We start from the raw sequence: 23,077 nt of genomic DNA on the forward strand, positions 1-23,077 counted from the left end.
CCATACAAGAGCTTGCCCGAGCCAGAATAAGCACTTGATTTGGATGAATCACTTTACCGAGTCGGCGATCAAACTTAAACGGCGCCGGGCTTATAGTCGCGTAAAGTGTTGCTACCAAGCCGGATCTTTCTTATATGTAGGTACCTACCTACCTACTAGGAGGCTTTCGATGAGTATGACCAGTTTGTCCAGCCGTGAGGTTAATCACGACGTTAGCAAGGCAAAGAAAGCTGCCCAGATGGGGCCCGTTATCATCACAGATCGTGGTAAGCCATCCCATGTGTTGATGACCTACAGCGAGTTCGAGCGTCTGACGGGAAAACGGCGGAGCCTCGTTGACGCGCTTTCAATGCCCGGTCTCTCGGTGGTCGACCTGGATCCGCCGAGGGCAGAAATCGTGACCCGCGAGGTCGACCTGTTTTGAAATACCTGCTCGATACCAACGTCGTCTCCGAACTGCATAAGGCCGGAGACGGTAAGGCAGATGTAAATGTTACGCGTTGGCTCAGCTCGCAGCATTCGAGCGATCTGTTTATTTCTGCTATCACGATCCTCGAAATTGAGCGAGGGATATTGATCCTTCAACGTCGCGATCGGTCTCAGGCGGCTCTCTTGCGGACATGGATGGACAGACGCGTCCGCCCTGAGTTCGAGGGCCGTATTCTCTCGATCGATGATGCGATTGCGACGCGTTGCGCTCATCTTCATATCCCAGATCGTCGAAACGAGGCTGACGCTTTGATCGCCTCGACCGCGCTGGTTCATAGCTTGACCGTCGTAACGCGTAACGTTCAAGATTTCGCCGGAACCGGCGCGATTGTCGTTGATCCGTGGCTGGGCTGACGATTTTACATTCTGCAACACAGCATTATGGTGGCAAATAGCCGCGTTCCCTTCCAAATCAAAGCCTTTGGCAGCGGCGGGAGCTGATTTTTCAATATCTTTGGCGGCGCAAGAAGGGTCGGCGGTTCATATCGGATCAAGCGCAAGTAGTGATCTCAGTCTCTTCCAAGCTTTCCTATCAGCACACGGTTACCCTCCCGGTTACCGCACAAGCGACTGGGTCATCCTGCAACATCGCACAACTCGACCGCCGGAAGGTTTACTTTACGGAGCCCTGTTTTCGCACTCCTTTCGGAGAAAATTGTCCGATTTCATTCTTCATCAGGTCACTTTCGTGAAGCTTGAGCGTTCCCCACGGCATGCCTGAATTGGCTTGGGGAGAGATCTGTTGACTGTTTGAACTGATTGGAGAAATGGAAGGCTGAGTTGAAGCCTAGTAGCCCGGCGATCTCCTTGATCGATTTGTCGGTATTGGAGAGAAAGTCGTGAGCCCGCTGGATCCGGACGGTGATCTGGTACTGTTTGGCAGACATTCCCGTCTTCTCGCGAAAAATTCGCCGGAAATACGGATAGCTGATACCCAGCTCCGCCGCCAAATCTTCGACCGACTGGCCGTCCCCGCAGCGCTCCATGAGAATTGCACGAGCCCTATCCACCAAACGCGAGTTCGCCTCGGCCGCAAGGCCTGATGACCGGCTTAGCAATGCAAGCAGCTGCAGGCCGAGTGTCGATATTACCAATTGGTGCAAAACGGCGTCTTCGCGGGCGAGAGTATGGATCGAAGCGAACACTGCCGCGATTTCGTCTCCCGCGAGGCTCATTGGCCGCTCTTTATTCAGCAAACCCGTGTGTAGCGCAAAGTCGAAAGCATTTCCACGGCACTCTATCCAGTGCTCCGTCCAGCCACTCGGCCGATCGGGGGCAAAGCGATGCCATTCTCCGGGAAAAAGGAGGAATACCGACCCTTCCGTCACATTCATCTTCCGCCGCGATTTCCCGAATTCGAGCTTTCCGATCCCGCTACTGATGAACACGATTTGGTACGCGTGAAGGATACGGCCACGCGACCAGCTGAAATGATGGTCGTCTGGATGGCGGCTCGGAGGATAGCTGGAGTGTGGCGCTATAACCGAATATCCGGTCGAAACTGCAGTGCATCCCCAAGCAGCGGATATTCGGTTTTCAGGCATGTAGACAAAATAATTATCCGCCATTTCAAGACCTCAGAGATAAGATCAATTTTTGTATGCAAAAGTCACTTTTGCGGTTTTTTCCGGCGTGTCAACACGTTGTGGCAATGCTAGCGTTGTGGTTGCTGGGCAACTCGATGCGATGGTGCCATGGGCAAAATTATTATTTAGCCGCTGCCGGGGAGGGTAGCGGACGGGAGGAGAGGAACATGAGAACCCCAATCAGACTGCTCGCAGCGGTATCCTGCCTTTTTGCATCTGCTGCCTACGCCGACGATTTCCACGGTTTCGACCCGTTGAAATTCGACGGAAACATGCTTTCTGCCGAGACCCTGAAAGCCATGGTTCAGGATGCATCCAAGGTCACGCGACCGAAGAATGGTAACAAATACAGTATCGGCTTCGCCAATCTTCAGCGAGACATCGCCTTTGGCGTCCTTGTCGAAAAAGGAATACAGCAGAATGCGGATGCGGCCGGCGTGGAACTGGTCATCGCCGATAATCGTCTCGACGGACCGACAGCGCTTGCCAACGCCAAGTCGTTTGCCGAGCGCAAGGTCGATTACATCATCGAATTCCAGACCGACGCCAATTTCGGCCAGGCGGTCATGGACGTCTTCAAACAGGACGGCACGAAGGTTACCGCGATCGACATCCCGATGCCCGGCGCAAATTTCTTCGGTGTGAACAATCCGAGATCTGGCTTCATGGGCGGATCTTATCTGGCGAAGGCGGCGGACAAGCAGTTCGGTGCCGATAGCGTGAAGAAGGGCTACCTGGTCATAGGCGCTTTGCCGCAATCGGGCGTCATACCGCGGATGCGCACCGAAGGGCAGCGCGCCGGGTTCCTGGCACTGAGCAAGGCTTTTCCAGCCGATCATATCATCGAGATCGATACGAAAAATACCTTGCAGGAATCCTACACGCAGATGAACAATGTCCTTGGCCGCATTCCACCTGAAGCGCCTATCATGATCATCGGTATCAATGACCAGGCGACAATGGGCATGTTGCAAGCCGTGCGTGCAGCGGGTCGCGTCGACCAGGCCATTGCGGTCGGCAATGGTGCTGATGAAGCCGAGGCGCTCGCCACCGATCCGAAGCTGATCGCGGCGACAGGGTCCTTTCCCGGCAGCTACGGCAACTATCTGATCCCGATCGCGCTTTCAGCGCTTGCGGGAAAACCCGTACCGGAAGCTATATTCGTTACGCATCAGATGGTTACGAAGGCCAACATCTGCAAATTCTACAAGGAATTCGAATGTGCAGGGGAAGCCGACGGCTATGTCTTCCCTGAGGCAGAGTTTGCAAGTTACCTCGCGGGTCTGAAGAAGGAAGACTGGCTGAAGGGTTACGAGGCGATCCTCCCGCAACAATAGGATGAGAGCGGAGGAGAGAGGTATGCAAACGCAACCAGTCATAGGGACCCGCGCACCGCGGCTCCGGATCACCGATGTCACAAAGGCATTTTCCGGCGTGCAGGTGCTGAAAAACGTCAGTTGCTCGGCAGACGCCGGAGAAGTCGTGGCCTTGCTCGGAGCCAATGGCGCCGGCAAGTCCACTTTGATGAAAATCCTGTCCGGTGTCTATTCCTGTGATGCGGGCCTCATCGAAATCGATGGAATACGCGTCGACATCACGTCTGCTCGTGCTGCCATCGCCGCCGGCATTCGCTTGATGCCGCAGGAACTTTCGGTACATCCGGACCTGTCGGTTGCGGAAAACATCGCTCTAGGGTCGATGCCCATACGGAAGGTGGCCGGGATTGGTTTCGTCGATAGGAACGCCATGCGAAGCCAGGCCCTGGCACTGCTTTCGAGATTGGGTCTCGCCCACATTGTACCGGATCGCAGGATGGGATCCCTCTCTCTGCCGGAGCAGCGTATCGTCGAGATCGCCAGAGCGTTGGCCGGGAAAGCCAGAATTCTGATCATGGACGAGCCGACGGCTTCAATGGGAGAGGCTGATGCCGAAACGCTTTTCGGTGTGATCGATGCACTGAGCGCAGACGGCGTGACGGTCATCTATATCTCGCATTATCTCGACGAAGTCTTCCGGCTGTCGGATCGGATCGTGGTGCTGCGAGACGGCGAAGTGCGCGGGCAATTCCGGACCGCCGACACCAGCCATGAGGAAGTACTCAGGGCGATGCTTGGTGGTGACCTCGGTGACCTGTTTCCTCCGAAATCCGTCGCTCTTCCGGAAGAGACCGTCGTTACGGTCGACGGGCTCTCGCTGCCCGGTTGGCTTGAGGACGTTTCGTTTTCGGTGCGACGCGGCGAAATCCTGGGCGCATTCGGCCTGATCGGCTCCGGTATCGAGAAAGTGGGGAGAGCCGTCTACGGCGCGGAACCATCTGCAAGGGCGCGATCCCTGCGGATGGCTGACAAGGAGATCAAACTCTCTGGTCCGAAACAAAGCATCGAAAACAGCATCGGTTTTGTCGCGGCGGAACGCAAGCGGCAAGGTCTGATCGGCAATCTCACGGTCCGGACGAACACGACTCTCCCATACCTTGGATCCTTCACACGTTTTGGAGTGGTCGACACCGCGCGAGAGCGTGCGATTTCGCAGCACTGGATCAAAACCCTTCGCGTCAAGACCACGGGACCGGAGCAGGAGATACGCCTGTTGTCGGGCGGAAACCAGCAGAAGCTGTGTCTTGCTCGCTGGCTGCTCGGCAGCCCAAAGCTTCTAATCCTCGAGGAGCCGACACGCGGCGTCGATCTCGGCGCAAGGCGGGAGATTTACGACGAAATCCACCGCCTTGCGGTCGGCGGCATGGGGATACTTCTCGTATCGTCGGACGCCGAAGAGGTTGCCGGCCTCGCAGACCGGACCCTCGTTTTTGAAGACGGAAAAGTCGTCGCAGTCCTCGGACCACAGGCATCGGCGGCGGATCTGATGCAGGCGGCAGAAACGAGGTCCGTTTCGAGCGCCTCGAATGAATTGGAGAAAGCATGAGCAAGTCTGGTTCGATCGTGGAACATGGGCCAGCGGAGAAGCCCGGGCGTCCCTCTTTGGCGGACGTTCTGGCACGGCCGGCCGCGGGCATCGTCGTGCTCCTGGTATTTTACGTCGTCATTCTCGCCGCTTTCGCGCTGCTGTCGCCCTATTTCCTTACAGTCAGCAATCTTGCAAACATCGGTACCAACATGGCCTTCATCGGGTTGATGGCCGCAGCGGGCACGCCGCTCATTATCGGTGGCGGACTGGATCTCTCGGTCGCAGCCGTCGCGGGTCTCGCAGGTGTCATCGTCGCATTGATCCATGCGAACGGTATGAACATCTGGATCGGGTGTCTGGCGGCTTTATTCGTCGGCGCAGGGGTCGGCGTCCTGAACGGCCTGATCGTCACCAAGCTGCGCCTCAACCCGTTGATCGTGACATTGGGAACGATGAGCATCTTCTCCGGGATATCCATGGTCATGACGGGGGGCCTGAGCAAGCCGCTATTCGTTCCGGCATTCAACTGGCTGGGGTCCGGTCGTGTTCTTTCGATACCGTTCCCCGTCATCCTGATGCTGGTCGTCTTCGTCGTTCTTTGGCTGGTGCTTTCAAAGACGCCGTTCGGTCGTTTCGTCTATGCGACCGGGGGCAACCCGGAGGCAAGCAGCCTTCTTGGCGTACCTGTCGAGCGGACGCAGTTGATCCTGTACGTGGTCTCCGGCATTTCTGGAGCAGCTGCTGGCATCATTCTGTCAGCCATGCTCGGTGCCGCAGCGCCGAATGCCGCCAGTCAGCATCTGCTGACCATCATTGCGGCTATCATCCTGGGAGGCACGAGCCTGTTCGGCGGGCGCGGCAGCGTATGGGGCACGCTGATCGCCGTGTTGATCCTCGGAACGCTGAACAACGGCCTTACGCTCATGAATGTGTCGAGCTTCTGGCAGGATGTGACGCGCGGCGTCGTGTTGTTGTTGGCGGTTGGTCTCGATCAACTCCGCGTCCGCCTGCAAGGCTGAAACCCCATTTTTCCGGAGAACCAGAATGTCTGAGCGTCCCTTGAAGGCTGGCCTGTTTGGCATCGGCCTAGAAGCCTATTGGGCGCAATTCGAAGGGCTCGAGGCACGGTTACGCAGATATGTCGACGTCGTTGCCTCGAAGCTCGAGCGCCCTGGCGTGGACGTCGTGAATCTCGGTCTGATCGATACTCCGGAAAAGGCTCTGGACGCCGGTCATGCGTTCCGGGAGGCTGACGTCGATATCATCTTCCTGTTTATAACGACCTACGCGCTGTCTTCGACGGTGCTGCCTGTTGTCCGCCGCGCCAAAGTTCCGGTCATCATTCTCAACCTACAACCGGTGGCTGCGATCGACTATGCATCCTTCAACGCACTCGGCGACAGGACGGCTATGACGGGCGAGTGGCTTGCCCATTGCGCGGCGTGCCCGGTGCCGGAGATCGCCAACGTCTTCACTCGGGCGGGTATTCGCTTCCACCAGGTTACCGGCGTCCTCGAGGATGACCCCATCGTCGAAAACGCGATCGAGGAATGGATCGAGGCGGCCCGCGTTGCTCATATCATGGCGCACAACAGGCTCGGGGTGATGGGGCGTTACTACAACGGCATGCTCGATATCTACTCCGATCTCACCGCGCAAAGCGCCGTGTTCGGCACGCATATCGAGGTTTTGGAAATCGACGAACTGGCGCGCTTGAGGCGCGAAGTCTCCGACAGCGAAATCCTGGCATGCCTAGCTAAGATCAAGTCCGATTTCGATGTGCAGGCCGATTGCGACGAAGAGGAACTGACGCGGGCCGCAAAGACCGCCGTTGCCCTCCGCAAGCTCGTGGAACTCAAGCGCATCGGTTCTCTGGCCTACTACTACGAATCCGTTCCCGGCCATGAATACGAGAACATTATCACATCCGTTATCGTCGGGTGCTCGATGTTGACGGCCGAGGGTATTCCGGTTGCTGGTGAATACGAGATCAAGAACGCTCAGGCGATGAAGATTATGGACAGTTTCGGCTCTGGCGGATCGTTCACAGAGTACTACGCAATGGACTTCAAGGCTGACGTCGTCCTCATGGGCCATGATGGCCCAGGTCACACGAAGATAGCCGAAGGCCGTACGAAGATACGGCCCCTCCAAGTTTTCCACGGTAAAGTCGGCTCGGGCGTCAGCGTTGAAATGTCCGTCAAGCACGGACCAGTCACATTGCTTTCCGTGGTCGAAATCGCGGGCACGCTCAAGCTGCTTTGCGCTGAGGGCTTTTCGGTCGAGGGTCCTATCCTGGAAATCGGAAACACCAACAGCCGATATCAATTCTCCATTGGCGCACGAGCGTTTACGGAGAATTGGAACGCGCAAGGGCCAGCACACCATTGTGCCGTCGGTGTCGGCCACATCGGCGGTAAGATTGAAAAGCTGGCAGAGCTTTTAGACATTCCATTCGTAAAGGTCTGTTGAGCGTTGGCTCAGCCTCTCTGTTTGATATTGCGATATTCTGTCCGCACAAGCGTAATAGCGAGCCGGACGTTCATATCCCTTCAAGACCTGAAATATCGGTTCGACTTTGTGCTCAATAGTGGCTGCGACCCATTCTCCATGGCAGCTTTGCGCCGTCATTTTGGCCATTCGAGCTGCTTTTCGATCTCCTATAAGCTGACGGTCCACGGAATCGGCCTGTCTTCTTTTGCTAGTCGTTCCTGAAAAGCCGACTTTCATTTTAATGACTAGTGGATGGAATCTAACGCTTGGTGCCCGCGTTTAACGGCGGCGATGATTTTGTCGGGATCGGCGGTCCAAGTGAAGGGCTTTGGCTTTTTGTTGTGCTCAACGAGGAAACGGTTGATGGCGGCCTGGAGATCGACGACGGAATGGAAAACGCCGCGTTTCAGACGCCGCTTCGACAGCCTGGCGAAGAAACCCTCCACCGCGTTGAGCCATGAGCTTGAAGTCGGAGTGAAGTGGAAGGTGAAACGCTCGTGACGGTCGAGCCAGGCTCTCACCTTGGGATGCTTGTGGGCAGCATAGTTGTCGAGGATGACGTGGACGGCCTTGTCGTCCGGCACCTGGGCGTTAATGGCGTTGAGGAAGCGGATGAACTCCTGATGACGATGACGCTGCATGTTGCGGCCGATGACGGTGCCGTCGAGCACGTTGAGGGCGGCAAACAGCGTGGTTGTGCCGTGCCGCTTGTAGTCGTGGGTCATGGTGCCGAGCCGACCCTTCTTCATCGGCAGGCCCGGCTGGGTGCGGTCGAGCGCCTGGATTTGGCTTTTCTCATCGACCGACAACACGACGGCGTGGGCTGGCGGATCAACATAGAGGCCGACAACGTCTCGCAGCTTGTCGACGAATTTCGGGTCGTTGGACAATTTGAACTGCCGCCACCGATGAGGTGCGAGGCCATGCGCTTTCCAGATACGCCTGACTGCGCTGGCGCTGATGCCGGCGGCCGTCGCCATCATGTCGGCCGTCCAGTGCGTCGTCTCGCCCGGCGGATCAGCCAGCGTCAGGGCCACCACACGCTCGGCGACATCGGGTCCGAGCCGCACAATACGCGACGGCCGCGTCTTGTCGCGCAGGAGACCCTCGACGCCTTCTGTGGCGAAGCGCTCTTGCCAGCGCCATACGCAGGTCTTCGATTTGCCGGTCTGGCGCATAATCTCGACAGTCCCGACGCCATCGGCACTCAGCAGGATGATCTCGGCCCGCCAGACGTGCTTTTGGGGCGCATTGCGATCCCTGGTCAAGGCCATCAGGCGTTGGTGATCTGTTGGCGAAACGGTGAACGATATTCCTGTGCGCATGCGCCAGACTCGCATGCCAACCCAGCAAATGGAATCCCATACAGGACTCTTATGTCAGGCGGTAACCACTAGATGTCCCGATCGAGCTCTTATCGGACCCGTTAATACAGTTGCGAATTCGGGCTATTTCGGCGAAAATTATGAGGGCGGCATTCGCTCAAATGCCTGTAGCGAAGGATCTATCTTATCCCACACTTGGCCGCAGACACTATATGTGACGACTTGCGGATTGAACCTGCCTGGATCGTCGAGACTGGCAGCGTGTACCACTATCAGTTCCGGCATCGCGGCAAATGTCAGGTAAACTGGAGTTCCGCAGGCCGGGCAGAAGGCGTGTATCTTTTCATTTCCGCTTTCGCCCGCAACCCGCCAGCTTTTGGCCTCGCCCAAGATTGTCACATCGGCGCGCTGCGCGAACGTCAGATAGGATCCATGCCCGGTGCCGCTGCGTTTCTGGCAATCGCCGCATTGGCAGTGATTCTCGAAGATAGGTTCGCCCGCCGTTTCATAGCGGATTGCACCACAGGCGCAGCCGCCGGTATAGGCTTTGGTCATGACTATTCTTTCTGAGAGTGAGATTTGACGCCGCCTGAAATCAGGCCGCCTTTGGCTTGGCGAAGATGTCCAGACCCTTGCCGGTTTCGAGAAGGGATTTCAGGCTGGAGAGGACGGTTGGCCAGCCTTTGCTGATGCCGTTCGCCATGCCGCTGCCCGCAATTAGGTCGTCATGGGTGACAGTCAACCTGACCATATCGTCATACTCTACTATCTCGAAGGTCACACGGCTGTGACTGGCCGGATCGGTAGCCTGCGAAGCATTCGCCCAGGACATGACTAGACGGGTCGGCGGAGAGATCTCGATGATCTTGCCGACAAGTTCGACGGAGCGTTCATCATTGGCACGAATGTGTTCCCACTTCGATCCGATCTTCCAGTCGGAAATATTCTCGTGGCCCCAGTAACGCCTTGCGACATCCGGTTTCGTTATTGCCTCGAACACCTTTTCGGGCGTCGAGAGAATATAGGTTACATAAACAAAGCTGGTCGTCTCTCTGGTCATTGCTACTCTCCTTCCAGTTCTTTCTTCAGGTCGTGCAGCAGGCTGAGCCGCTGGCGTTCGAATTTCTGCACCCACCGCTCGTAGACTTCGTGCAGCGGCACTGGATTGATAAAATGCAGCCTTTCGCGCCCACGCTTGACCGTGCTCACCAGATTAGCATCCTCCAATATACCGAGGTGCTGCGTGGCGGATTGCCGGGCCATGTCCAGGGTTTCGCAGAGCGCGCTGAGCGTCTGCCCGTTCCTCTCGCAGAGAAGGTCGAGCAGCTTTCTGCGTGTCGGGTCGCCCAGCGCTTTGAAAACTTTGTCAGCGTGCATTGGTCTCAATCTGTACGAGTGCATGAATATGCAGGTAAATACCTGCATGTCAAGGGGCGGGTGGGAGCATGCGCCCGATCCGCACTCGTGAACTTCCAACTACAGATACAAGTGTCCGCTTACGGAGAGATTGTCACTTGTCGGCTATGACTGGGATGAAGTCGGAAGCAGGCCTAGATGCAGCTCGCGCTCTTTGGCAGCTATTTTAGCCTAGACCACCAAAGCCGGACAGTCGCGAAGCGCCCCTGTCAGCCATTTCCGAAAGCAAATAGCTGCCCGCACACCGAAATTCGGCGCGAACGAATGAGCCAACGATGGGGTCGGCGGTTCGAGCCCCGTCAAGGCGAGTAGTTCGTGCTCAGCCTTTGCCGATGCGAAGCGGGTTGATTATCTCTATGCCGTAAAAGTCTTTCTCATTGTCGGTCACGACGATGCATCCGTTCGCCTGGGCGGTGGCCGCTATGATGGTATCAAGGCCACCGCGTGATCGCCCGATTGCTTTTCCCTCGGCCATCAATCGCGCCCATATGAGAGCTGCCGTTTCGTCAAAGGGTAGGATACGATTGGCGAAGAGACGCTGCGGCCCCTCATCACCAACAAACCAGCTCTCGAGAGAAGTACGCTTCTTGCCGGCGGGCTTCTCCAAGATGCCTTTGTGGATTTCAGCCAAAGTAAGTGAAGCGATAAAAAGACTATCGTCGGTCTGATCGGCCATCCATGTCATCAAAGCGACCGATGGCTCCGGCTTTGTGATGTTGCTCAGGATATTGGTATCGAGAAGGTAGCGCATTAAAGATCGATCTCACGACCTTCTTCACGTTGACGAGAGATTTCAAGGTTAGCGCCGACAATTGGAGAGCGGCGAAGCGCTGCGAGAATTCCGCCTTTTTTTGGCGGTTCACCATTGATGGTATCATTTAAAGCCGCACGTAGTTTGACGGACTCCGGGCCATTTTCTGCGAGGCGGCGCGCTAACATTCTGATGAGGTCACGATCGGCGTCGCGGCCCATGACTTCGAAACGAGCGAGCCCACGGTCACTCAAGCGGGATCTGTAGTTTTGAATTGCGCGGGTCTGGGAACTAGACATTTTGACCTCCTAGCTATTCCCGGTAATATAGCTGGAAAGACCTCAGCGCACAAGACCAGCACTGGACTTGGCTAAGATTTGAAAGCCGGCGAATCTCCCGGTCGATGGTTCGATTCCTTTCAAGGCGGGCAAAGTGCGCGTCGCTAGCTTCGATAACGCAGAGCCTCCAGCAGGACGGCAAAGGCAGGTGAGGGCAAGCGCCGACTGGGGTAGTAGAGATGGTAACCGGGGAAGGGCGGGCACCAGTCTTCAAGGACGCGGATGAGACTGCCTTCGCTCATCGCCGACACTGCCATATCCGCAGTGACGAAGGCAAGTCCAAGCCCTGCGATGGCAGCTTTCAGCGATTGACTTCCGGTATTGAAGGTCAGCTGACCGTCGACGCGCACGTTAAGCGCCTGGCCGTCTTTCTCGAATTCCCAGGCATAGAGCCCGCCGAAGGTCGGCAGGCGTAGGTTGATGCAGTTGTGTCCGACCAGGTCGCGTGGCGTCAGCGGCCTCTCGCAATTCTCGAAGTAGGCGGGCGAGCCGACCAGCGCCATGCTGACCTCTGGGCTTACCCGCACCGCGATCATGTCCTTGTCGACCTGCTCGCCAAGACGGATACCGGCGTCATAACGCTCTGCCACGATATTAGTGAGCCCGTTATCGAGAATCACCTCCACCCGTATGTCGGGATAAACCGGCAGGATCTTCTGCAGGGCAGGACGTAGGATGGCATCGGCGGGATGTTCACTGCAGGTGATGCGGATTGTGCCGGCTGGACGGTCGCGGAAGTCGCTCAACGCCGCCAGCTCGCCCTCGATGTGATCCAGATCCGGCCCAATCGACAGCAGCAGACGCTCGCCCGCCTCGGTGGGAGCGACGCTGCGTGTGGTGCGGGTTAGCAGCCGGACCCCCAGGCGAGCTTCCAGCTCCCGGATCGTGTGGCTCAGCGTCGACTGGGAAAAACCGAGTTTGGCTGCCGCCTTGGTGAAACTCCGATCCTGCGCCACCGCGCGCAGGGCCAACAGATCGATGAGGTTCTCGCGCAGCATTCATGGCTCTCCGGCATATGTTCATGCGGATCATACCATCTAATTAGAATGATCGGGCAAGCGTATCTTACACTCATCAGACAGAAAGGGTGCGACAATGGATATCAAGCGCAACGGATCCCAGGCCTCTGCCAAAGGCCCGGCCGACTATTTCACTGGCACGGTGCGAATTGACGCGCCTTTCTCCGCTACGGCTCCGGCCCGCATTGGTGGCGCTACGGTCACCTTCGAGCCTGGCGCGCGCACAGCCTGGCACACCCACCCGCTCGGGCAGACACTTCTTGTCGTGTCTGGGTCCGGTCGTGCGCAGCGGGAAGGGGGTCCTGTCGAGGACCTCCGCCCGGGCGATATCGTTTGGTTCGCACCGGGCGAAAAACACTGGCACGGCGCCTCGCCCACCGCGGCCATGACACACATCGCCATCGCGGAAGCCCTCGAAGGCAAGGTCGTTGAGTGGATGGAGCAAGTTAGCGACGAGCACTACGGCCCCGCCCACGAACAATCAGGAAAGTGAGTCACATGACAGATGTCATTGTTGTAATTGGTGCCGGCTCGATCGGCCAGGCCATCGCCCGCAGGGTCAGCTCGGGCAAGCACGTGCTGCTCGCCGATCTGCGCATCGAGAACGCGGAGGCTGCCGCGAAGGTTCTCGCCGATGCGGGTTTCAAGGTCAGCACGGCCACGGTCGATGTAGCGTCGCGCGTTTCCGTCCACGCGCTTGTCGAAACCGCCGCCGGACTTGGTGACGTGACAGGGGTCATCCACGCCGCCGGCGTGTCGCCGTCGCAGGCCAGTCCCGCGACGATCCTCAAGGTCGACCTGTATGGCACGGCACTGGTACTCGAAGAGTTCGGCAACGTCATCGCGCCCGGTGGCGCGGGGGTCGTGATCGCCTCCCAGTCGGGTCACCGCCTCGGCGCCCTCAGCGAGGAACAGAACGCGGCGCTTGCCACACTTCCTGTTGACGAGTTGCTCGATCTGCCGTGGCTGCAGGCCGACGTGGTCACCGATCCGCTCAACGCCTACCAGCTTTCGAAACGCGGCAATTCCCTACGGGTCATGGCGGAAGCGGTTCGCTGGGGTAAGCGCGGCGCCCGCATCAACACGATCAGCCCCGGCATTGTCATCACGCCGCTGGCCCGCGACGAACTGACCGGCCCGCGCGGCGAAGGCTACCGCCGCATGATTGAGTTGAGCCCAGTCGGCCGGGCGGCGAACCCGGATGAGGTCGGCCATGTCGGTGCGTTGCTGATGGGTCTGGAGGGCGCTTTCATCACCGGGAGCGACTTCCTGATGGATGGCGGCGTCACAGCTTCCTACCGCTATGGCGAACTGGCGCCGAAGTAGCCTCCACTCAACCAATCCGAAAAAACACCATCATGTACACACGTAAACTTGGCAACCTCGACGTCTCGGCCATCGGTCTCGGCTGCATGGGCCTCAGTTTCGGCCTCGGCCCGGCCACCGATCGCACAGAGGCCATTCGCGTCATCCGGACTGCTGCAGACCGGGGCGTGACACTGTTCGATACGGCAGAGGGTTATGGGCCCTTCACCAACGAAGAACTGGTTGGTGAAGCCCTGCAGCCAGTGCGGGAAGAGGTTCTCATCTGCACGAAATTCGGCTTCAAGATTGATGACCAAGGACAGATCGTCGGCCTCGATAGCCGGCCAGATCATATTCAAGACGTTGTCGATGCGTCGCTGAAGCGCCTGCGCACCGACCATATCGACCTGCTGTATCAACACCGCGTCGATCCGGCTGTGCCTATCGAGGAGGTCGCTGGCGCCGTTATGGACCTCATTGGCGCAGGCAAGATCAGGAACTTCGGGCTGTCAGAAGCCAGTGTTGCCAACATCCGTCGCGCGCACGCCGTGCAGCCGGTGACCGCCATTCAGGACCACTATTCACTCTGGATGCGGGAGCCGGAGACGACCAAGTTCGCTCTCTGCGAGGAACTGGGCATCGGCTTGGTGGCGTGGGGGCCGCTGGGCCAAGGTTTTCTGACCGGTGCCATTACCCGCGGCATGATGTTCGATGACCCGAACGACCTGCGCAGGGATTTCCCGCGCTTCACGCCCGAAGCACTGGAAGCCAATTTTAAAGTCGTCGATTTCCTCAAAGACCTTGCCACCCGCAAGAACAGCTCACCGGCACAGATCGCACTTGCATGGCTGCTGGCTCAGCAGCCCTGGATCGTGCCGATCCCCGGCGGCACGCGGGTTGCCCATCTCGACGACAACCTGCCAGCTGCAGACCTCAAGCTGACCGAGGACGACCTGCGCGAGATCAACGACGCGTTCGCCACCATAGACATTCAGGGGGCACCTCTTTCCGAAGGGCTGGATGCCGCTATCGACCGCTAAACAAGGAGAAACACGATGAAGACACGTATTCTGGGAAGCAGCAGATTGGAAGTTTCCGCCATCGGGCTCGGCTGCATGGGGATCAGCCAATCCTACGGCACGCCCCTCGAGGTTGCTGATGGGGTCAAGCTCATCCGGGGCGCCTTCGAGCGCGGCATCACCTTTTTCGATACCGCTCAGGTTTACGGTCCCTACAAGAACGAAGAGGTTGTCGGCGAGGCGCTGCAGCCGATCCGCGACAAAGTGGTGATCGCCACCAAGTTCGGATTTGATATCCCTGGCGGTGGCGCCGTGAACAGCCGGCCTGAACTCATTCGCAGCACCGTCGAAGACAGCCTCAAGCGCCTGCGGACGGACCATATCGACCTCCTCTACCAGCACCGGGTCGATCCGAACGTGCCGATGGAAGACGTGGCCGGCACGGTCAAAGACCTGATTGCGGAAGGCAAGGTCCGCGCCTTCGGGCTGTCGGAAGCGGGTGTCGCCAATATCCGCCGCGCCCATGCTGTCCAGCCAGTCACCGCGCTGCAGAGCGAGTATTCACTGTGGTGGCGGGAGCCGGAAGAAGGGATCATTCCCGTGCTGGAAGAACTGGGCATCGGGTTCGTACCGTTCAGCTCGCTGGGCAAAGGGTTCCTCACCGGCACGATTGATGCTGGCACGAGCTTCACTCAGAACGACTTCCGCAATTCCGTCCCGCGCTTCAGTGAGGCAAACCGTGCCGCCAACCAGGGCATCGTCGATACGCTGGCCGGGATCTCGAAGGAAAAGGGCGTGACACCTGCCCAGCTCGCACTAGCGTGGGTGCTGGCGCAAAGCCGGACGTTCGTGCCGATCCCCGGCACGACCAAGCTGCACCGCCTGGATGAAAACATTGCGGCGGCGGACATCATTCTGTCAGCGTCCGACCTCGCTGCGATCAATGATGCCGTGGCCGGCATTGCCATCCAGGGCGAACGCTACTCACCCCAGCAGCAGGCCCGGATCGACCGATGACCGTCGGTAATCCGAAAGTGCTGGTGCTCGGGGCCAATGGACAGTTGGCCCGCGGTCATAGCCGGCGGCAACTCGGGCGTCGGCTTCGGCATCGCTCAGGAATTTATCGCCCAGGGCGCGACCGCCGTGATCACGTGGAGGAACCAGGAGCTAGCAGCACGAATGCTAACGCGTCGATCCGGAATTATCACCACACCGTTCTTCAAGGAGCTTGCCGAGCTGTTGGGGATCAACTGACACGACAGTCTTGCCTCGAATCCCGATATGGTCGACAGCACCTTTCGCGGTGGCGGACGTCGTAACGCCGATCTATGCCGTTCGCCCGGATGCCGAGGTGCTAGCGCTTGGGCTCGCCGAGGCCGTTCTGGCGGACAAGCCGAATTGACCGAAATCCGTGCGCTGCTTTTGTCTGGAGCGCTATGGCCCGGCTTTTCGTACGATCGGCGACAGAGGTGGCGTTCGGCCGGGAGACCCGGCTTGTCCAAAGCTATCCGCCTGGCGCTGGTCGACGGCGTTACCGGACGCTGCACGACATAGGTCAGACCCTGTCGCTCGGCATAGCGGATGGCCGATCGCAGGGTCGGGAATGCCAGCTCTACCTGTGTGAGCGTGTCGTTGCTGCCCGTATAGCCCATCAAAGGCTCGATGAACGGCGCGCTACGGCGCTCGAAGACGAGCAGCCAGCCGTTCATTCGCGCTTTGCTCGATGTCATCGCCGAGCGTGATGGTTTAGAAATGTGGGCGACGGCATCTCCGGGAAATACAGAGCGGCCGAAAGCTGGACGATTCCGCCGGTTATCATTGGAGGCCCGGCCGAAGGATGCCGGTCTTTTGCTTGGGTGATGTATCTCTCTGATAATCTCCATCATCTATCCCTCCCTGTTGGCGAAGGATGCCGGCGGCCCCCAATAAGGCTGACCGCCGGGCTGGTTGGTCCGGTTAGCTCTTGATGGCGATCCGCTTGACCTGCGTCTGCGCCGTCTCAGTCTTCGGCAAGGTCACGGTCAAAACGCCGTTCCTAAAGCTGGCATCGACCTTGTCTTCATCGACCTCGACGCCGACCGGAATGCGGCGCTCAAAACGGCCGTAGTAGCGCTCGGAGAACTGACGATCCTTGTCCTCGCTCTCGGAGCGCTTCTCGCCCTTCAGCGTCAGCACGCCGTCGTTGAGCAAGACTTCTATGTCCTTTTCTTCAAGGCCCGGCACTTCGGCGGTCACCTTGATCTCCTTCTCAGTGTCGGAGATCTCGACGCTTGGCCAGCCGATGCCGAACGCGGCGCCGTTGCCGAGGGATGGCAGGCCAGAGCCGAAGCCACGGAACGCGTCATCAAACAAGCGGTTCACCTCGCGGTGAAGCGACAGGAACGGATCGCGTTCGTCATTTCGCAGGAGACTGGGAGCCTGGTTGCCGTCGTTGCGGCGCCAGGGAATCAGATCACGAACACTCATGGTTTTTCTCCTTTCTCTTGGTTCACTTGGTAAAGCGGTGCTGTGGCGCCGGGCAATGCCCAGCACGTTTCTGCAAGCTAGGCTATTGTGGGAGCCTATGCCGCCTGCTTCTCGGCCTCGATCTGCTTCGTCTCGCCTTTGGGCCGCGCAATCGCGGAGCTGATCTCGATCCGGCGCGGCTTCTTTGCTTCAGGGATTTCGCGCTTGAGATCGATGGCCAGCATACCGTTTATCAGGTTGGCACCCATGACCTTGACGTGATCGGCGAGCTCGAAGCGGCGCCTGAAGTCGCGTCCGGCAAGGGCGCGATGCATATACTGGCTGTCATCCTCACTCGCCTTCTGCCCCAACACCACGAGCATGTTTTGCTCCTGGGTGATGTCGATTTCGTCCTGCGAGAAGCCGGCCACCGCCATGTTGATGCGGTAGTCGTCCTCGCCAGTCTTGGCAATGTCGTAGGGAGGCCAGTTGTCGATCGTCTCGGCGCGGCTTGCTGCGCCGAGCGCATCCAATATCCGGTCGAAACCAATGCTCGACCGAAGCACAGGTGCATAGTCGAAAGTAGTGTTTCTCATAGCCACATCCTCCATTGAAGCAACATGGGTACAAGTTTCGATTTGTGTCGCGGATATAACCCATCGTGCGACGGCACCGGACCCGATGGGGCCTCGGATGACTACGATTTAGTTTCAGCAATTTGGCTGTTCAAGAGGTTGCCAACCGGTACCGCAATACTTTTTTCTAAATGGCGCACTCCTATCTCAGACAGCGCAATTCCCCTTAAAGCGGGAGGAAAGGGTGATGAAACGAAATCACTACCATTCATGGTCCCGCGACGTGAGCTGAAGGAAACGGTGCAATCGGCGCAACACAACCTACGTCGAAGGCAAAGCCTGCCCCCAATGCCCAGCTACCTGCATTAGAAGCGAGCTTGCACCACCCAGGCCGTGCATCAAAATAACGAGGTGTTGCGTTCGCGATCAAGATCAGGCGACTCATTGCCGAACGTGTCTGAAGCCACTCGGTTGCCCAAGTTCCGGCCGGAAGGATTTATGACGACCAGACCGCTCAGGGTCACCGCCGGCACAGCAATTAGGAAGAGCGGGCTCGATCGCAACATCGAATTTCCTCGTAAAGCGCACGGAACCCGAATTCGACAGTTTGGTTACCGTTCAACAGGATCAGATCCAAAATTGTTCGTTGCCGCCGTCTGCCGGCTACGGTCGACGATCTTATCGTGAACTTGGTCGGCAACGCTCTTCCAAGGCATCCTTCCGGTCTTGGTCGCGCACCAGCCAGCAGACCGCACCAAGCGATAGTATCGCGACGGCCAGGCCCAGGATTGTCAGCGGTTCCGTGGCCGAGGCATCCAGAATTATAAACTTCCTTCCCAGCGCCAGTAGGGCGATGAGTACCACGGCGCGGGCCTGGACGATGTGTTCATGGCGCTTGAGGACGCTGATGATCGAGTGATTAAATTCTAGCGCGATCAACACCGTAAAGATCATGCCGAAGACGGTCTGGAAAACGCTGTGATCGGCCGGGTCGATAATGCCCTGCGCAACTAACTGGAAAACCCGGATCGACAACCCCGCCAATGCAGCGATGACCACGAGGCTGATCAGGGCTGTCAACGCAACGATTACCAGTTGCTCGAAACGCTCGTAGAGGCTGAGGGCTGACCAAGAGCGACGGATGTCGCTCAGTGCATCATTTGGATCTGAGATTCTGTTTTTACTCTGATGGTAGGCCTCGTCTATCATCTCTTCCGCCTCAGCTGTTATTGAACTGAACGGTAGTATTTGGCTTCCATAAATGGCAAAAACAGGGAACCTGCCACGAGCACTGCGGTTGTTCGATCAGATACCCCCCTGAGGATCGAGTCACCTGAAAGCGAAAAGTCTTCACGTGACCTGTAGAGCCTGCCGGCGAAGAGCTCGCTCTGCGGAATGATATCGTCAAGCACCATGCCCCTGAGCCCGGACGCCGCTAGCCGAGGGCCAAGGCTCCCCATCTACGCCAGACGGAAGATCTTCCACGCCGGGTAGCGTCATGCTGGCAAGAGCAATGCGGCCACACCGTTCAAATCTGAGACCTCTGCATAGGGCCGCCAATCTGAATTGCCTACCTCCCGCTGCCGGTTCACCCAGATGCCGCGCAGACCCAATTCGTGTCGCGCCTTCATATCCCAGTACATCCCCATCGCCACATGCACCGTCTCGCTTGGCGTCACGCCCATCTCGCGGTAGGCATACTCGAACAACTGGCGCGACGGCTTGTACGCTTGCGCCTGTTCCGCGGTGATGACGTAGTCGAAGGGTACGCCGATGCGCGCAACGGTGGGCGCGATGAGATCGTCGTCAGAGTTCGTGAAGATCGCGAGCTTATAGCGCTCGCGCAGTCGACGCAGGACATTCGGAACCTCGGGGTGCGGACCCATCACCATCGGTGACGACGCAATGCGATCGATTTCGGCTGCGGTCGGCGTCAGGCCATGTTCGGCGAATGCTGCAGCGAAGCCGAGGCGCAAAACATCCTTGTAAAGCCGGTGCGGCCTCTCCGCCGTCAGCCGTTGCCCTTGCGCGGAGAAGCTTTCGAGAATTTTGGTTGCGCTGGCGCCGCCCGCATAATGCGCTGTCAGTATTGCACCGATCTCGCGCAGAAGTACTTCGTACCACTGCACGATCGTGCCATAGCAATCGAAGGTAATAACCTTCGGCGCGGGATCGAGAGTGAACATTAAGGCGTTGGGGTCGGGCATCGAATCTTGCTCCTCGAAACATCGCTTCCTATCTCAACGAGACGAACTCACCACAGCGCTGGTACGCTATTGAACATCCTGGTCGCCACTCACTGACCAACCTTGCCTACTTTCTTATGTCGCCCCGCCGTCCCGTGCTTCTATGAAAGCACGCCCGTTGCTCGATGTCATTCCGCGTAGGGAGCGAACTGCCGTGCTGTCACTCTCCCGTCCGTGCTCAGGTCGTTCTGCACGCCAGCGGACAGAAAACATTTGGCGGAACAGTGGAATTCAAAACTCATTGTCTATTCGAGATCGCAAGCGTGTCAACTGGGCACGATGGGGATGGTGAATACGGGGATTTTTCCAGTTTCTTCCCGTAGCCAACGAAACGGCAGCCGGGCGCCCGACCCGTCCGCCTGCGGTCTCGTCTATGGTCTAGCGAGTGCAGCTTTCCACCTGGCGGGAGCTCCGCGTCTCCCTCCGTCCTTTGAACGGCGGCAATAATTTTCCGGACAACAGCCTCCATCTTAGCCAGTCAGCGAGCGAAGACCTCGGTGTATAGTGTGTCAGCCTTGCGCTCGCATCCTTAAGAGCGGCCGATAGATCAAATATCTCGTCTCTTGCCATCTTCTCGGTCATCGAAGCGATTTCTGTATATTCATTTTAAGCGTGGTTGCCATGAGTAACATAGCGATGGTCACTCGCTCGCCCGTTACTAGCTTTCTGGTTCTCGAAGACACGCCTCACGGGCTCCGGCAAATACTGCAAACTTCGTACGGCCTGTGAGAGGGCCCTCCGTTATCGTTGCCATGGCGCTGACTTCGGGAAGTTTTTCCTCTTGTTTAAGAGTTTGTCCCGTGTAAATGCGGAGGACAAGACCTGGCTACTTCAGGGGAGGACGGGAACATCGCTAAGGCTCGGCTATCTCGCCGCCTATTCCTATTGACGTCGCTGGCCCTGGCCCCGGCGATGGCGATCCTTTTCTACAATGTTGCGTCTACCCGCATAGTAAAGGAGCGCGAAATTCAGGTTGAGGCCCTGCGCTCGGGTGAACTGGCTTCGTTGGAAATAACGCGGATCATCGATGGCTTGCAGAACGTGATGGCCACCCTGGCAGCTGCTCCGGTGGTTCAGGTATTCAACGTCGATGGCTGCAACACTTATTTGCAGCGCTTGGGCAAGAGCCTGCCGCAGTTTGCCAGCCTCGGTGTGGTCGATAGTGGTGGCACCGTGCGCTGTATTCAGGACGGGAAGGGCTTGGGCATCACAATTGGCGACAGGCCTTATTTTCGCGAAGCCATGAGCAAAGGCACCTTCGTTGTTGGCGAATTCACCAAGGGTAGGGTCTCCGGCACCAACGTTCTGCCTTTGGCATTGCCGATCACGGCTGACACGGGAGGCATCTCCGGCATCGTGGTCGGGGCGCTGGATCTGAATTGGCTGGCGGCACGCCTGAAAGAGCGCGATTTTGGTCGTAACAACGCACTGACCGTCGCGGATCGCAACGGCGTCATCCTGGCGCGGGAACCGTTCCCCGACAGGTTTGTCGGCACTCTAATCCCTAGCGCATACCTGGGGCTAGTCAGCGCTTTTGCTCCCGGCACACTGGAAGTCAGCAGCCAGGACGGGACAAACCGCATCCTTGGCTATTATCCGCCTGCAAGTAATGCGGCAGGCCTTTATGTCAGTGCCGGCATCTCTACCGCTGACTTCTATGCCGACCTGAACCGCTCGACCTACATCAGTCTGGCGATCGTTTTCCTGGGTGTCATTGCAGCCTATTTTCTAGCCTGGTTCACAAGCACCCAACTCGTGCGTCGGCCGGTTAGCCGGTTGGTCACAACCATCAAGGCCTGGCAGAAGGATGATGTGGGAGCGCGCACCGGCATGGACGAACGGGATGGCGAGTTCGGGGTGGTTGGCTCGGCGATCGACCGGTTCATGGATGAGCTTGTTGCCGCCCGCCAGGAGCGGCGGCGCTCCGAGAAGCAGCGGGAATTGCTGGTTGGCGAACTCGACCACCGCGTCAAAAACCTTTTGACGACTGTCCAGGCGGTTGCTCGGCAGACCTTCCGGGACCACGAGCGCACGGACGAAGCGCTTGAAATTTTCAGCAAACGACTGACCGCGATGAGCGGAGCCCATCAGTTGCTGATGAAGGACGACTGGCAAGCTGCCAGTCTTGCCGAACTCGTGGCGGCAGCCGTCACACCCTTCGATAATCCGGAGGCGTCTCAGTTCAGCGTCTTGGGGCCGGATCTGACGATTCACTCCAAAGCGGCCTTGGCGCTTGGGATGGCCCTGCACGAGATGTGCACCAATGCCGTCAAGTACGGGGCCTTGCGCGAGCCCTCCGGCCGTATCAGGATCACTTGGTCTTCTGGCTCTGAGACCGGCGCTCCCGACCCTGAGTTCCGGTTCACCTGGTCCGAGCATGATGGCCCACCGGTTCGGCCGCCCGAGCGAAAAGGGTTTGGATCAAGGATGATACAGCAGATCCTGGCGATCGAAATGGCGGCTGATGTCCATGTTGATTACAAAGTGACTGGTGTTGTCTGTCAACTCACGGCGCCATCTGCTGGATTGCGAGCCGCAAGATAATTACGCCAGGCGCTGCCCGTCAGGGGCGGCTCCGGGTTTCCAATCGTCCAGCCGATGCCGTTCCTCTCGAGAGCAACATCTCCCATATACTTCACCGCTGTCGGGCAGTTCGCAGCTACCGCGCCATGTACGCGGTCGCGGTCGAAATCGAGAATTCGGACACGCCAGTTGAAAGCCTCAAACAATCGGCTTCTAAAGTCGCGACGACACTTAGACCTATAATTGATCATCCTCTTGCCCCAGCGGCCACTCTCAGAGACGCCGACGAATCTTTCAAGGTGCTCACGAGAATCATTAAGACGATCGTACGTGAGTAGCTGCGGCTAGGGAGCAGAATCCTGATATTGCCTTCCAGTACGTTGCTTCGATGTAGCGTCGGCTTCGCCTCAATCGTCTCGGGTTACTCCATGACACAACTGCTGAAAGCGCTAGCACACCCGCAGTCGGGTTTTCTGTCTTAGCTGTTTATGCCACATCCTATGTCAGTCACTCCACCCGCAGTCGACGCGCAGTATTCTTTTTAAAACGGCCTCCCATCGCTGTTTCGGCAGTTTGATTTGGTGCCAGGCGTGGGATGCGGCCGTGCAACTCACGTGAACCGAAAGGGACCGGGAGAAGCGGC

Annotated in this window: 24 protein-coding genes and 1 pseudogene; 12 read left to right on the forward strand and 13 right to left on the reverse strand. The window is 58.0% G+C overall.

Going from position 1 to position 23,077, the window contains the following annotated elements; translation table 11 throughout:
- Positions 1-169 precede the first annotated feature (169 nt).
- Positions 170-424 (forward strand): type II toxin-antitoxin system Phd/YefM family antitoxin, encoded by a 255-nt coding sequence (locus J5289_RS24685; protein WP_142831627.1) that lies wholly within the window; start codon positions 170-172, stop codon positions 422-424.
- Entirely contained in the window at positions 421-843 is a 423-nt protein-coding gene (locus tag J5289_RS24690) for a type II toxin-antitoxin system VapC family toxin (RefSeq protein WP_209207046.1), read from the forward strand. The genes J5289_RS24685 and J5289_RS24690 overlap by 4 nt, the downstream gene beginning before the upstream one ends.
- A gap of 326 nt (positions 844-1,169) precedes the next feature.
- On the opposite strand, the gene J5289_RS24695 is transcribed toward J5289_RS24690, so the two are convergent.
- Positions 1,170-2,057 (reverse strand): AraC family transcriptional regulator, encoded by an 888-nt coding sequence (locus J5289_RS24695; protein WP_209207045.1) that lies wholly within the window; start codon positions 2,055-2,057, stop codon positions 1,170-1,172.
- Between the two features lie 185 nt (positions 2,058-2,242).
- Here J5289_RS24695 and J5289_RS24700 point away from each other — a divergent pair, with 185 nt between their 5' ends.
- The 4 genes from J5289_RS24700 to J5289_RS24715 are packed head-to-tail and all read left to right on the forward strand — an operon-like array spanning position 2,243 to position 7,451.
- Positions 2,243-3,412 carry a sugar ABC transporter substrate-binding protein gene (locus J5289_RS24700; protein WP_209207043.1) on the forward strand — a complete coding sequence of 390 codons (1,170 nt, stop codon included), beginning with the start codon at positions 2,243-2,245 and terminating at the stop codon, positions 3,410-3,412.
- A gap of 22 nt (positions 3,413-3,434) precedes the next feature.
- Positions 3,435-4,997, forward strand: a complete 1,563-nt coding sequence (locus J5289_RS24705) for a sugar ABC transporter ATP-binding protein (protein WP_209207041.1) — start codon at positions 3,435-3,437, stop codon at positions 4,995-4,997.
- Positions 4,994-5,998 (forward strand): ABC transporter permease, encoded by a 1,005-nt coding sequence (locus J5289_RS24710; protein ID WP_142832538.1) that lies wholly within the window; start codon positions 4,994-4,996, stop codon positions 5,996-5,998. Before J5289_RS24705 ends, J5289_RS24710 begins: the two co-directional genes overlap by 4 nt.
- Before the next feature lie 25 nt (positions 5,999-6,023).
- The gene (locus J5289_RS24715) at positions 6,024-7,451 is read left to right on the forward strand and encodes an arabinose isomerase (protein ID WP_209188196.1); all 1,428 of its coding nucleotides are present in this window, start codon (positions 6,024-6,026) and stop codon (positions 7,449-7,451) included.
- A gap of 266 nt (positions 7,452-7,717) precedes the next feature.
- Here J5289_RS24715 and J5289_RS24720 read toward each other — a convergent pair whose 3' ends face one another.
- From J5289_RS24720 to J5289_RS24750, 7 genes are all read right to left on the reverse strand, one after another.
- Entirely contained in the window at positions 7,718-8,797 is a 1,080-nt protein-coding gene (locus J5289_RS24720; RefSeq protein WP_111223089.1) for an IS630 family transposase, read from the reverse strand.
- A 138-nt stretch (positions 8,798-8,935) separates the two neighbouring features.
- Positions 8,936-9,352, reverse strand: a complete 417-nt coding sequence (locus J5289_RS24725; RefSeq protein WP_209183075.1) for a GFA family protein — start codon at positions 9,350-9,352, stop codon at positions 8,936-8,938.
- 40 nt (positions 9,353-9,392) lie between these two features.
- A complete protein-coding gene (locus tag J5289_RS24730; RefSeq protein ID WP_209183074.1) occupies positions 9,393-9,857 on the reverse strand; it encodes an SRPBCC family protein in 465 nt (154 codons plus the stop codon).
- Positions 9,858-9,859: 2 nt separating this feature from the next.
- Positions 9,860-10,174 (reverse strand): helix-turn-helix transcriptional regulator, encoded by a 315-nt coding sequence (locus J5289_RS24735; protein WP_142831623.1) that lies wholly within the window; start codon positions 10,172-10,174, stop codon positions 9,860-9,862.
- Positions 10,175-10,532: 358 nt separating this feature from the next.
- Positions 10,533-10,964: a type II toxin-antitoxin system VapC family toxin gene (locus tag J5289_RS24740; RefSeq protein WP_209207029.1), complete on the reverse strand. Its 432-nt coding sequence runs from the start codon at positions 10,962-10,964 to the stop codon at positions 10,533-10,535.
- Positions 10,964-11,263 carry a hypothetical protein gene (locus tag J5289_RS24745; RefSeq protein ID WP_209207027.1) on the reverse strand — a complete coding sequence of 100 codons (300 nt, stop codon included), beginning with the start codon at positions 11,261-11,263 and terminating at the stop codon, positions 10,964-10,966. Before J5289_RS24745 ends, J5289_RS24740 begins: the two co-directional genes overlap by 1 nt.
- Positions 11,264-11,406: 143 nt before the next feature.
- Positions 11,407-12,300 (reverse strand): LysR family transcriptional regulator, encoded by an 894-nt coding sequence (locus J5289_RS24750; protein WP_209207025.1) that lies wholly within the window; start codon positions 12,298-12,300, stop codon positions 11,407-11,409.
- Positions 12,301-12,397: 97 nt separating this feature from the next.
- Here J5289_RS24750 and J5289_RS24755 point away from each other — a divergent pair, with 97 nt between their 5' ends.
- The 5 genes from J5289_RS24755 to J5289_RS29510 are packed head-to-tail and all read left to right on the forward strand — an operon-like array spanning position 12,398 to position 15,899.
- Complete coding sequence (locus J5289_RS24755) at positions 12,398-12,814, forward strand: cupin domain-containing protein (protein WP_143123084.1); 417 nt, start codon at positions 12,398-12,400, stop codon at positions 12,812-12,814.
- A gap of 5 nt (positions 12,815-12,819) precedes the next feature.
- Entirely contained in the window at positions 12,820-13,647 is an 828-nt protein-coding gene (locus tag J5289_RS24760) for an SDR family oxidoreductase (protein ID WP_209207023.1), read from the forward strand.
- Between the two features lie 32 nt (positions 13,648-13,679).
- Complete coding sequence (locus J5289_RS24765) at positions 13,680-14,666, forward strand: aldo/keto reductase (RefSeq protein WP_209207022.1); 987 nt, start codon at positions 13,680-13,682, stop codon at positions 14,664-14,666.
- A 15-nt stretch (positions 14,667-14,681) separates the two neighbouring features.
- On the forward strand, positions 14,682-15,662 hold the full coding sequence (locus tag J5289_RS24770; protein WP_209207020.1) for an aldo/keto reductase: 981 nt from the start codon (positions 14,682-14,684) through the stop codon (positions 15,660-15,662).
- A gap of 36 nt (positions 15,663-15,698) precedes the next feature.
- Positions 15,699-15,899, forward strand: coding sequence for a hypothetical protein (locus J5289_RS29510; RefSeq protein WP_224129430.1), 201 nt, complete (start codon positions 15,699-15,701; stop codon positions 15,897-15,899).
- Positions 15,900-16,228: 329 nt separating this feature from the next.
- On the opposite strand, the pseudogene J5289_RS29515 reads toward J5289_RS29510, so the two are convergent.
- From J5289_RS29515 to J5289_RS24795, 5 genes and pseudogenes are all read right to left on the reverse strand, one after another.
- Positions 16,229-16,531, reverse strand: a pseudogene (locus tag J5289_RS29515) (NADH dehydrogenase ubiquinone Fe-S protein 4); the annotation flags it as partial.
- 70 nt (positions 16,532-16,601) lie between these two features.
- Positions 16,602-17,111, reverse strand: a complete 510-nt coding sequence (locus tag J5289_RS24780) for an Hsp20/alpha crystallin family protein (RefSeq protein WP_143123089.1) — start codon at positions 17,109-17,111, stop codon at positions 16,602-16,604.
- Between the two features lie 95 nt (positions 17,112-17,206).
- On the reverse strand, positions 17,207-17,686 hold the full coding sequence (locus tag J5289_RS24785; RefSeq protein ID WP_209183070.1) for an Hsp20 family protein: 480 nt from the start codon (positions 17,684-17,686) through the stop codon (positions 17,207-17,209).
- A 657-nt stretch (positions 17,687-18,343) separates the two neighbouring features.
- Positions 18,344-18,874, reverse strand: a complete 531-nt coding sequence (locus tag J5289_RS24790) for a phosphate-starvation-inducible PsiE family protein (RefSeq protein WP_209183094.1) — start codon at positions 18,872-18,874, stop codon at positions 18,344-18,346.
- Between the two features lie 287 nt (positions 18,875-19,161).
- Positions 19,162-19,872: a haloacid dehalogenase type II gene (locus tag J5289_RS24795; RefSeq protein WP_209207016.1), complete on the reverse strand. Its 711-nt coding sequence runs from the start codon at positions 19,870-19,872 to the stop codon at positions 19,162-19,164.
- Positions 19,873-20,823: 951 nt separating this feature from the next.
- On the opposite strand from J5289_RS24795, the gene J5289_RS24800 reads away from it, so the two are divergent.
- Positions 20,824-22,455 carry a sensor histidine kinase gene (locus J5289_RS24800; RefSeq protein WP_142831618.1) on the forward strand — a complete coding sequence of 544 codons (1,632 nt, stop codon included), beginning with the start codon at positions 20,824-20,826 and terminating at the stop codon, positions 22,453-22,455.
- Positions 22,456-23,077 lie beyond the last annotated feature (622 nt).

It is taken from the genome of Rhizobium sp. B230/85 (assembly GCF_019355735.1).
Lineage (GTDB): Bacteria > Pseudomonadota > Alphaproteobacteria > Rhizobiales > Rhizobiaceae > Rhizobium > Rhizobium rhododendri.

Coding starts and splice junctions, on each gene's coding strand:
- J5289_RS24755 (WP_143123084.1), top strand. CDS start 12,398: ATGGATATCAAGCGCAACGGATCCCAGGCCTCTGCCAAAGGCCCGGCC.
- J5289_RS24730 (WP_209183074.1), bottom strand. CDS start 9,857: ATGACCAGAGAGACGACCAGCTTTGTTTATGTAACCTATATTCTCTCG.
- J5289_RS24780 (WP_143123089.1), bottom strand. CDS start 17,111: ATGAGTGTTCGTGATCTGATTCCCTGGCGCCGCAACGACGGCAACCAG.
- J5289_RS24765 (WP_209207022.1), top strand. CDS start 13,680: ATGTACACACGTAAACTTGGCAACCTCGACGTCTCGGCCATCGGTCTC.
- J5289_RS24760 (WP_209207023.1), top strand. CDS start 12,820: ATGACAGATGTCATTGTTGTAATTGGTGCCGGCTCGATCGGCCAGGCC.
- J5289_RS24715 (WP_209188196.1), top strand. CDS start 6,024: ATGTCTGAGCGTCCCTTGAAGGCTGGCCTGTTTGGCATCGGCCTAGAA.
- J5289_RS24720 (WP_111223089.1), bottom strand. CDS start 8,797: ATGCGCACAGGAATATCGTTCACCGTTTCGCCAACAGATCACCAACGC.
- J5289_RS24770 (WP_209207020.1), top strand. CDS start 14,682: ATGAAGACACGTATTCTGGGAAGCAGCAGATTGGAAGTTTCCGCCATC.
- J5289_RS24745 (WP_209207027.1), bottom strand. CDS start 11,263: ATGTCTAGTTCCCAGACCCGCGCAATTCAAAACTACAGATCCCGCTTG.
- J5289_RS24790 (WP_209183094.1), bottom strand. CDS start 18,874: ATGATAGACGAGGCCTACCATCAGAGTAAAAACAGAATCTCAGATCCA.
- J5289_RS24725 (WP_209183075.1), bottom strand. CDS start 9,352: ATGACCAAAGCCTATACCGGCGGCTGCGCCTGTGGTGCAATCCGCTAT.
- J5289_RS24695 (WP_209207045.1), bottom strand. CDS start 2,057: ATGGCGGATAATTATTTTGTCTACATGCCTGAAAACCGAATATCCGCT.
- J5289_RS24740 (WP_209207029.1), bottom strand. CDS start 10,964: ATGCGCTACCTTCTCGATACCAATATCCTGAGCAACATCACAAAGCCG.
- J5289_RS24705 (WP_209207041.1), top strand. CDS start 3,435: ATGCAAACGCAACCAGTCATAGGGACCCGCGCACCGCGGCTCCGGATC.
- J5289_RS24795 (WP_209207016.1), bottom strand. CDS start 19,872: ATGCCCGACCCCAACGCCTTAATGTTCACTCTCGATCCCGCGCCGAAG.
- J5289_RS24735 (WP_142831623.1), bottom strand. CDS start 10,174: ATGCACGCTGACAAAGTTTTCAAAGCGCTGGGCGACCCGACACGCAGA.
- J5289_RS24785 (WP_209183070.1), bottom strand. CDS start 17,686: ATGAGAAACACTACTTTCGACTATGCACCTGTGCTTCGGTCGAGCATT.
- J5289_RS29510 (WP_224129430.1), top strand. CDS start 15,699: ATGGACAGTTGGCCCGCGGTCATAGCCGGCGGCAACTCGGGCGTCGGC.
- J5289_RS24800 (WP_142831618.1), top strand. CDS start 20,824: ATGGCGATCCTTTTCTACAATGTTGCGTCTACCCGCATAGTAAAGGAG.
- J5289_RS24685 (WP_142831627.1), top strand. CDS start 170: ATGAGTATGACCAGTTTGTCCAGCCGTGAGGTTAATCACGACGTTAGC.
- J5289_RS24750 (WP_209207025.1), bottom strand. CDS start 12,300: ATGCTGCGCGAGAACCTCATCGATCTGTTGGCCCTGCGCGCGGTGGCG.
- J5289_RS24700 (WP_209207043.1), top strand. CDS start 2,243: ATGAGAACCCCAATCAGACTGCTCGCAGCGGTATCCTGCCTTTTTGCA.
- J5289_RS24710 (WP_142832538.1), top strand. CDS start 4,994: ATGAGCAAGTCTGGTTCGATCGTGGAACATGGGCCAGCGGAGAAGCCC.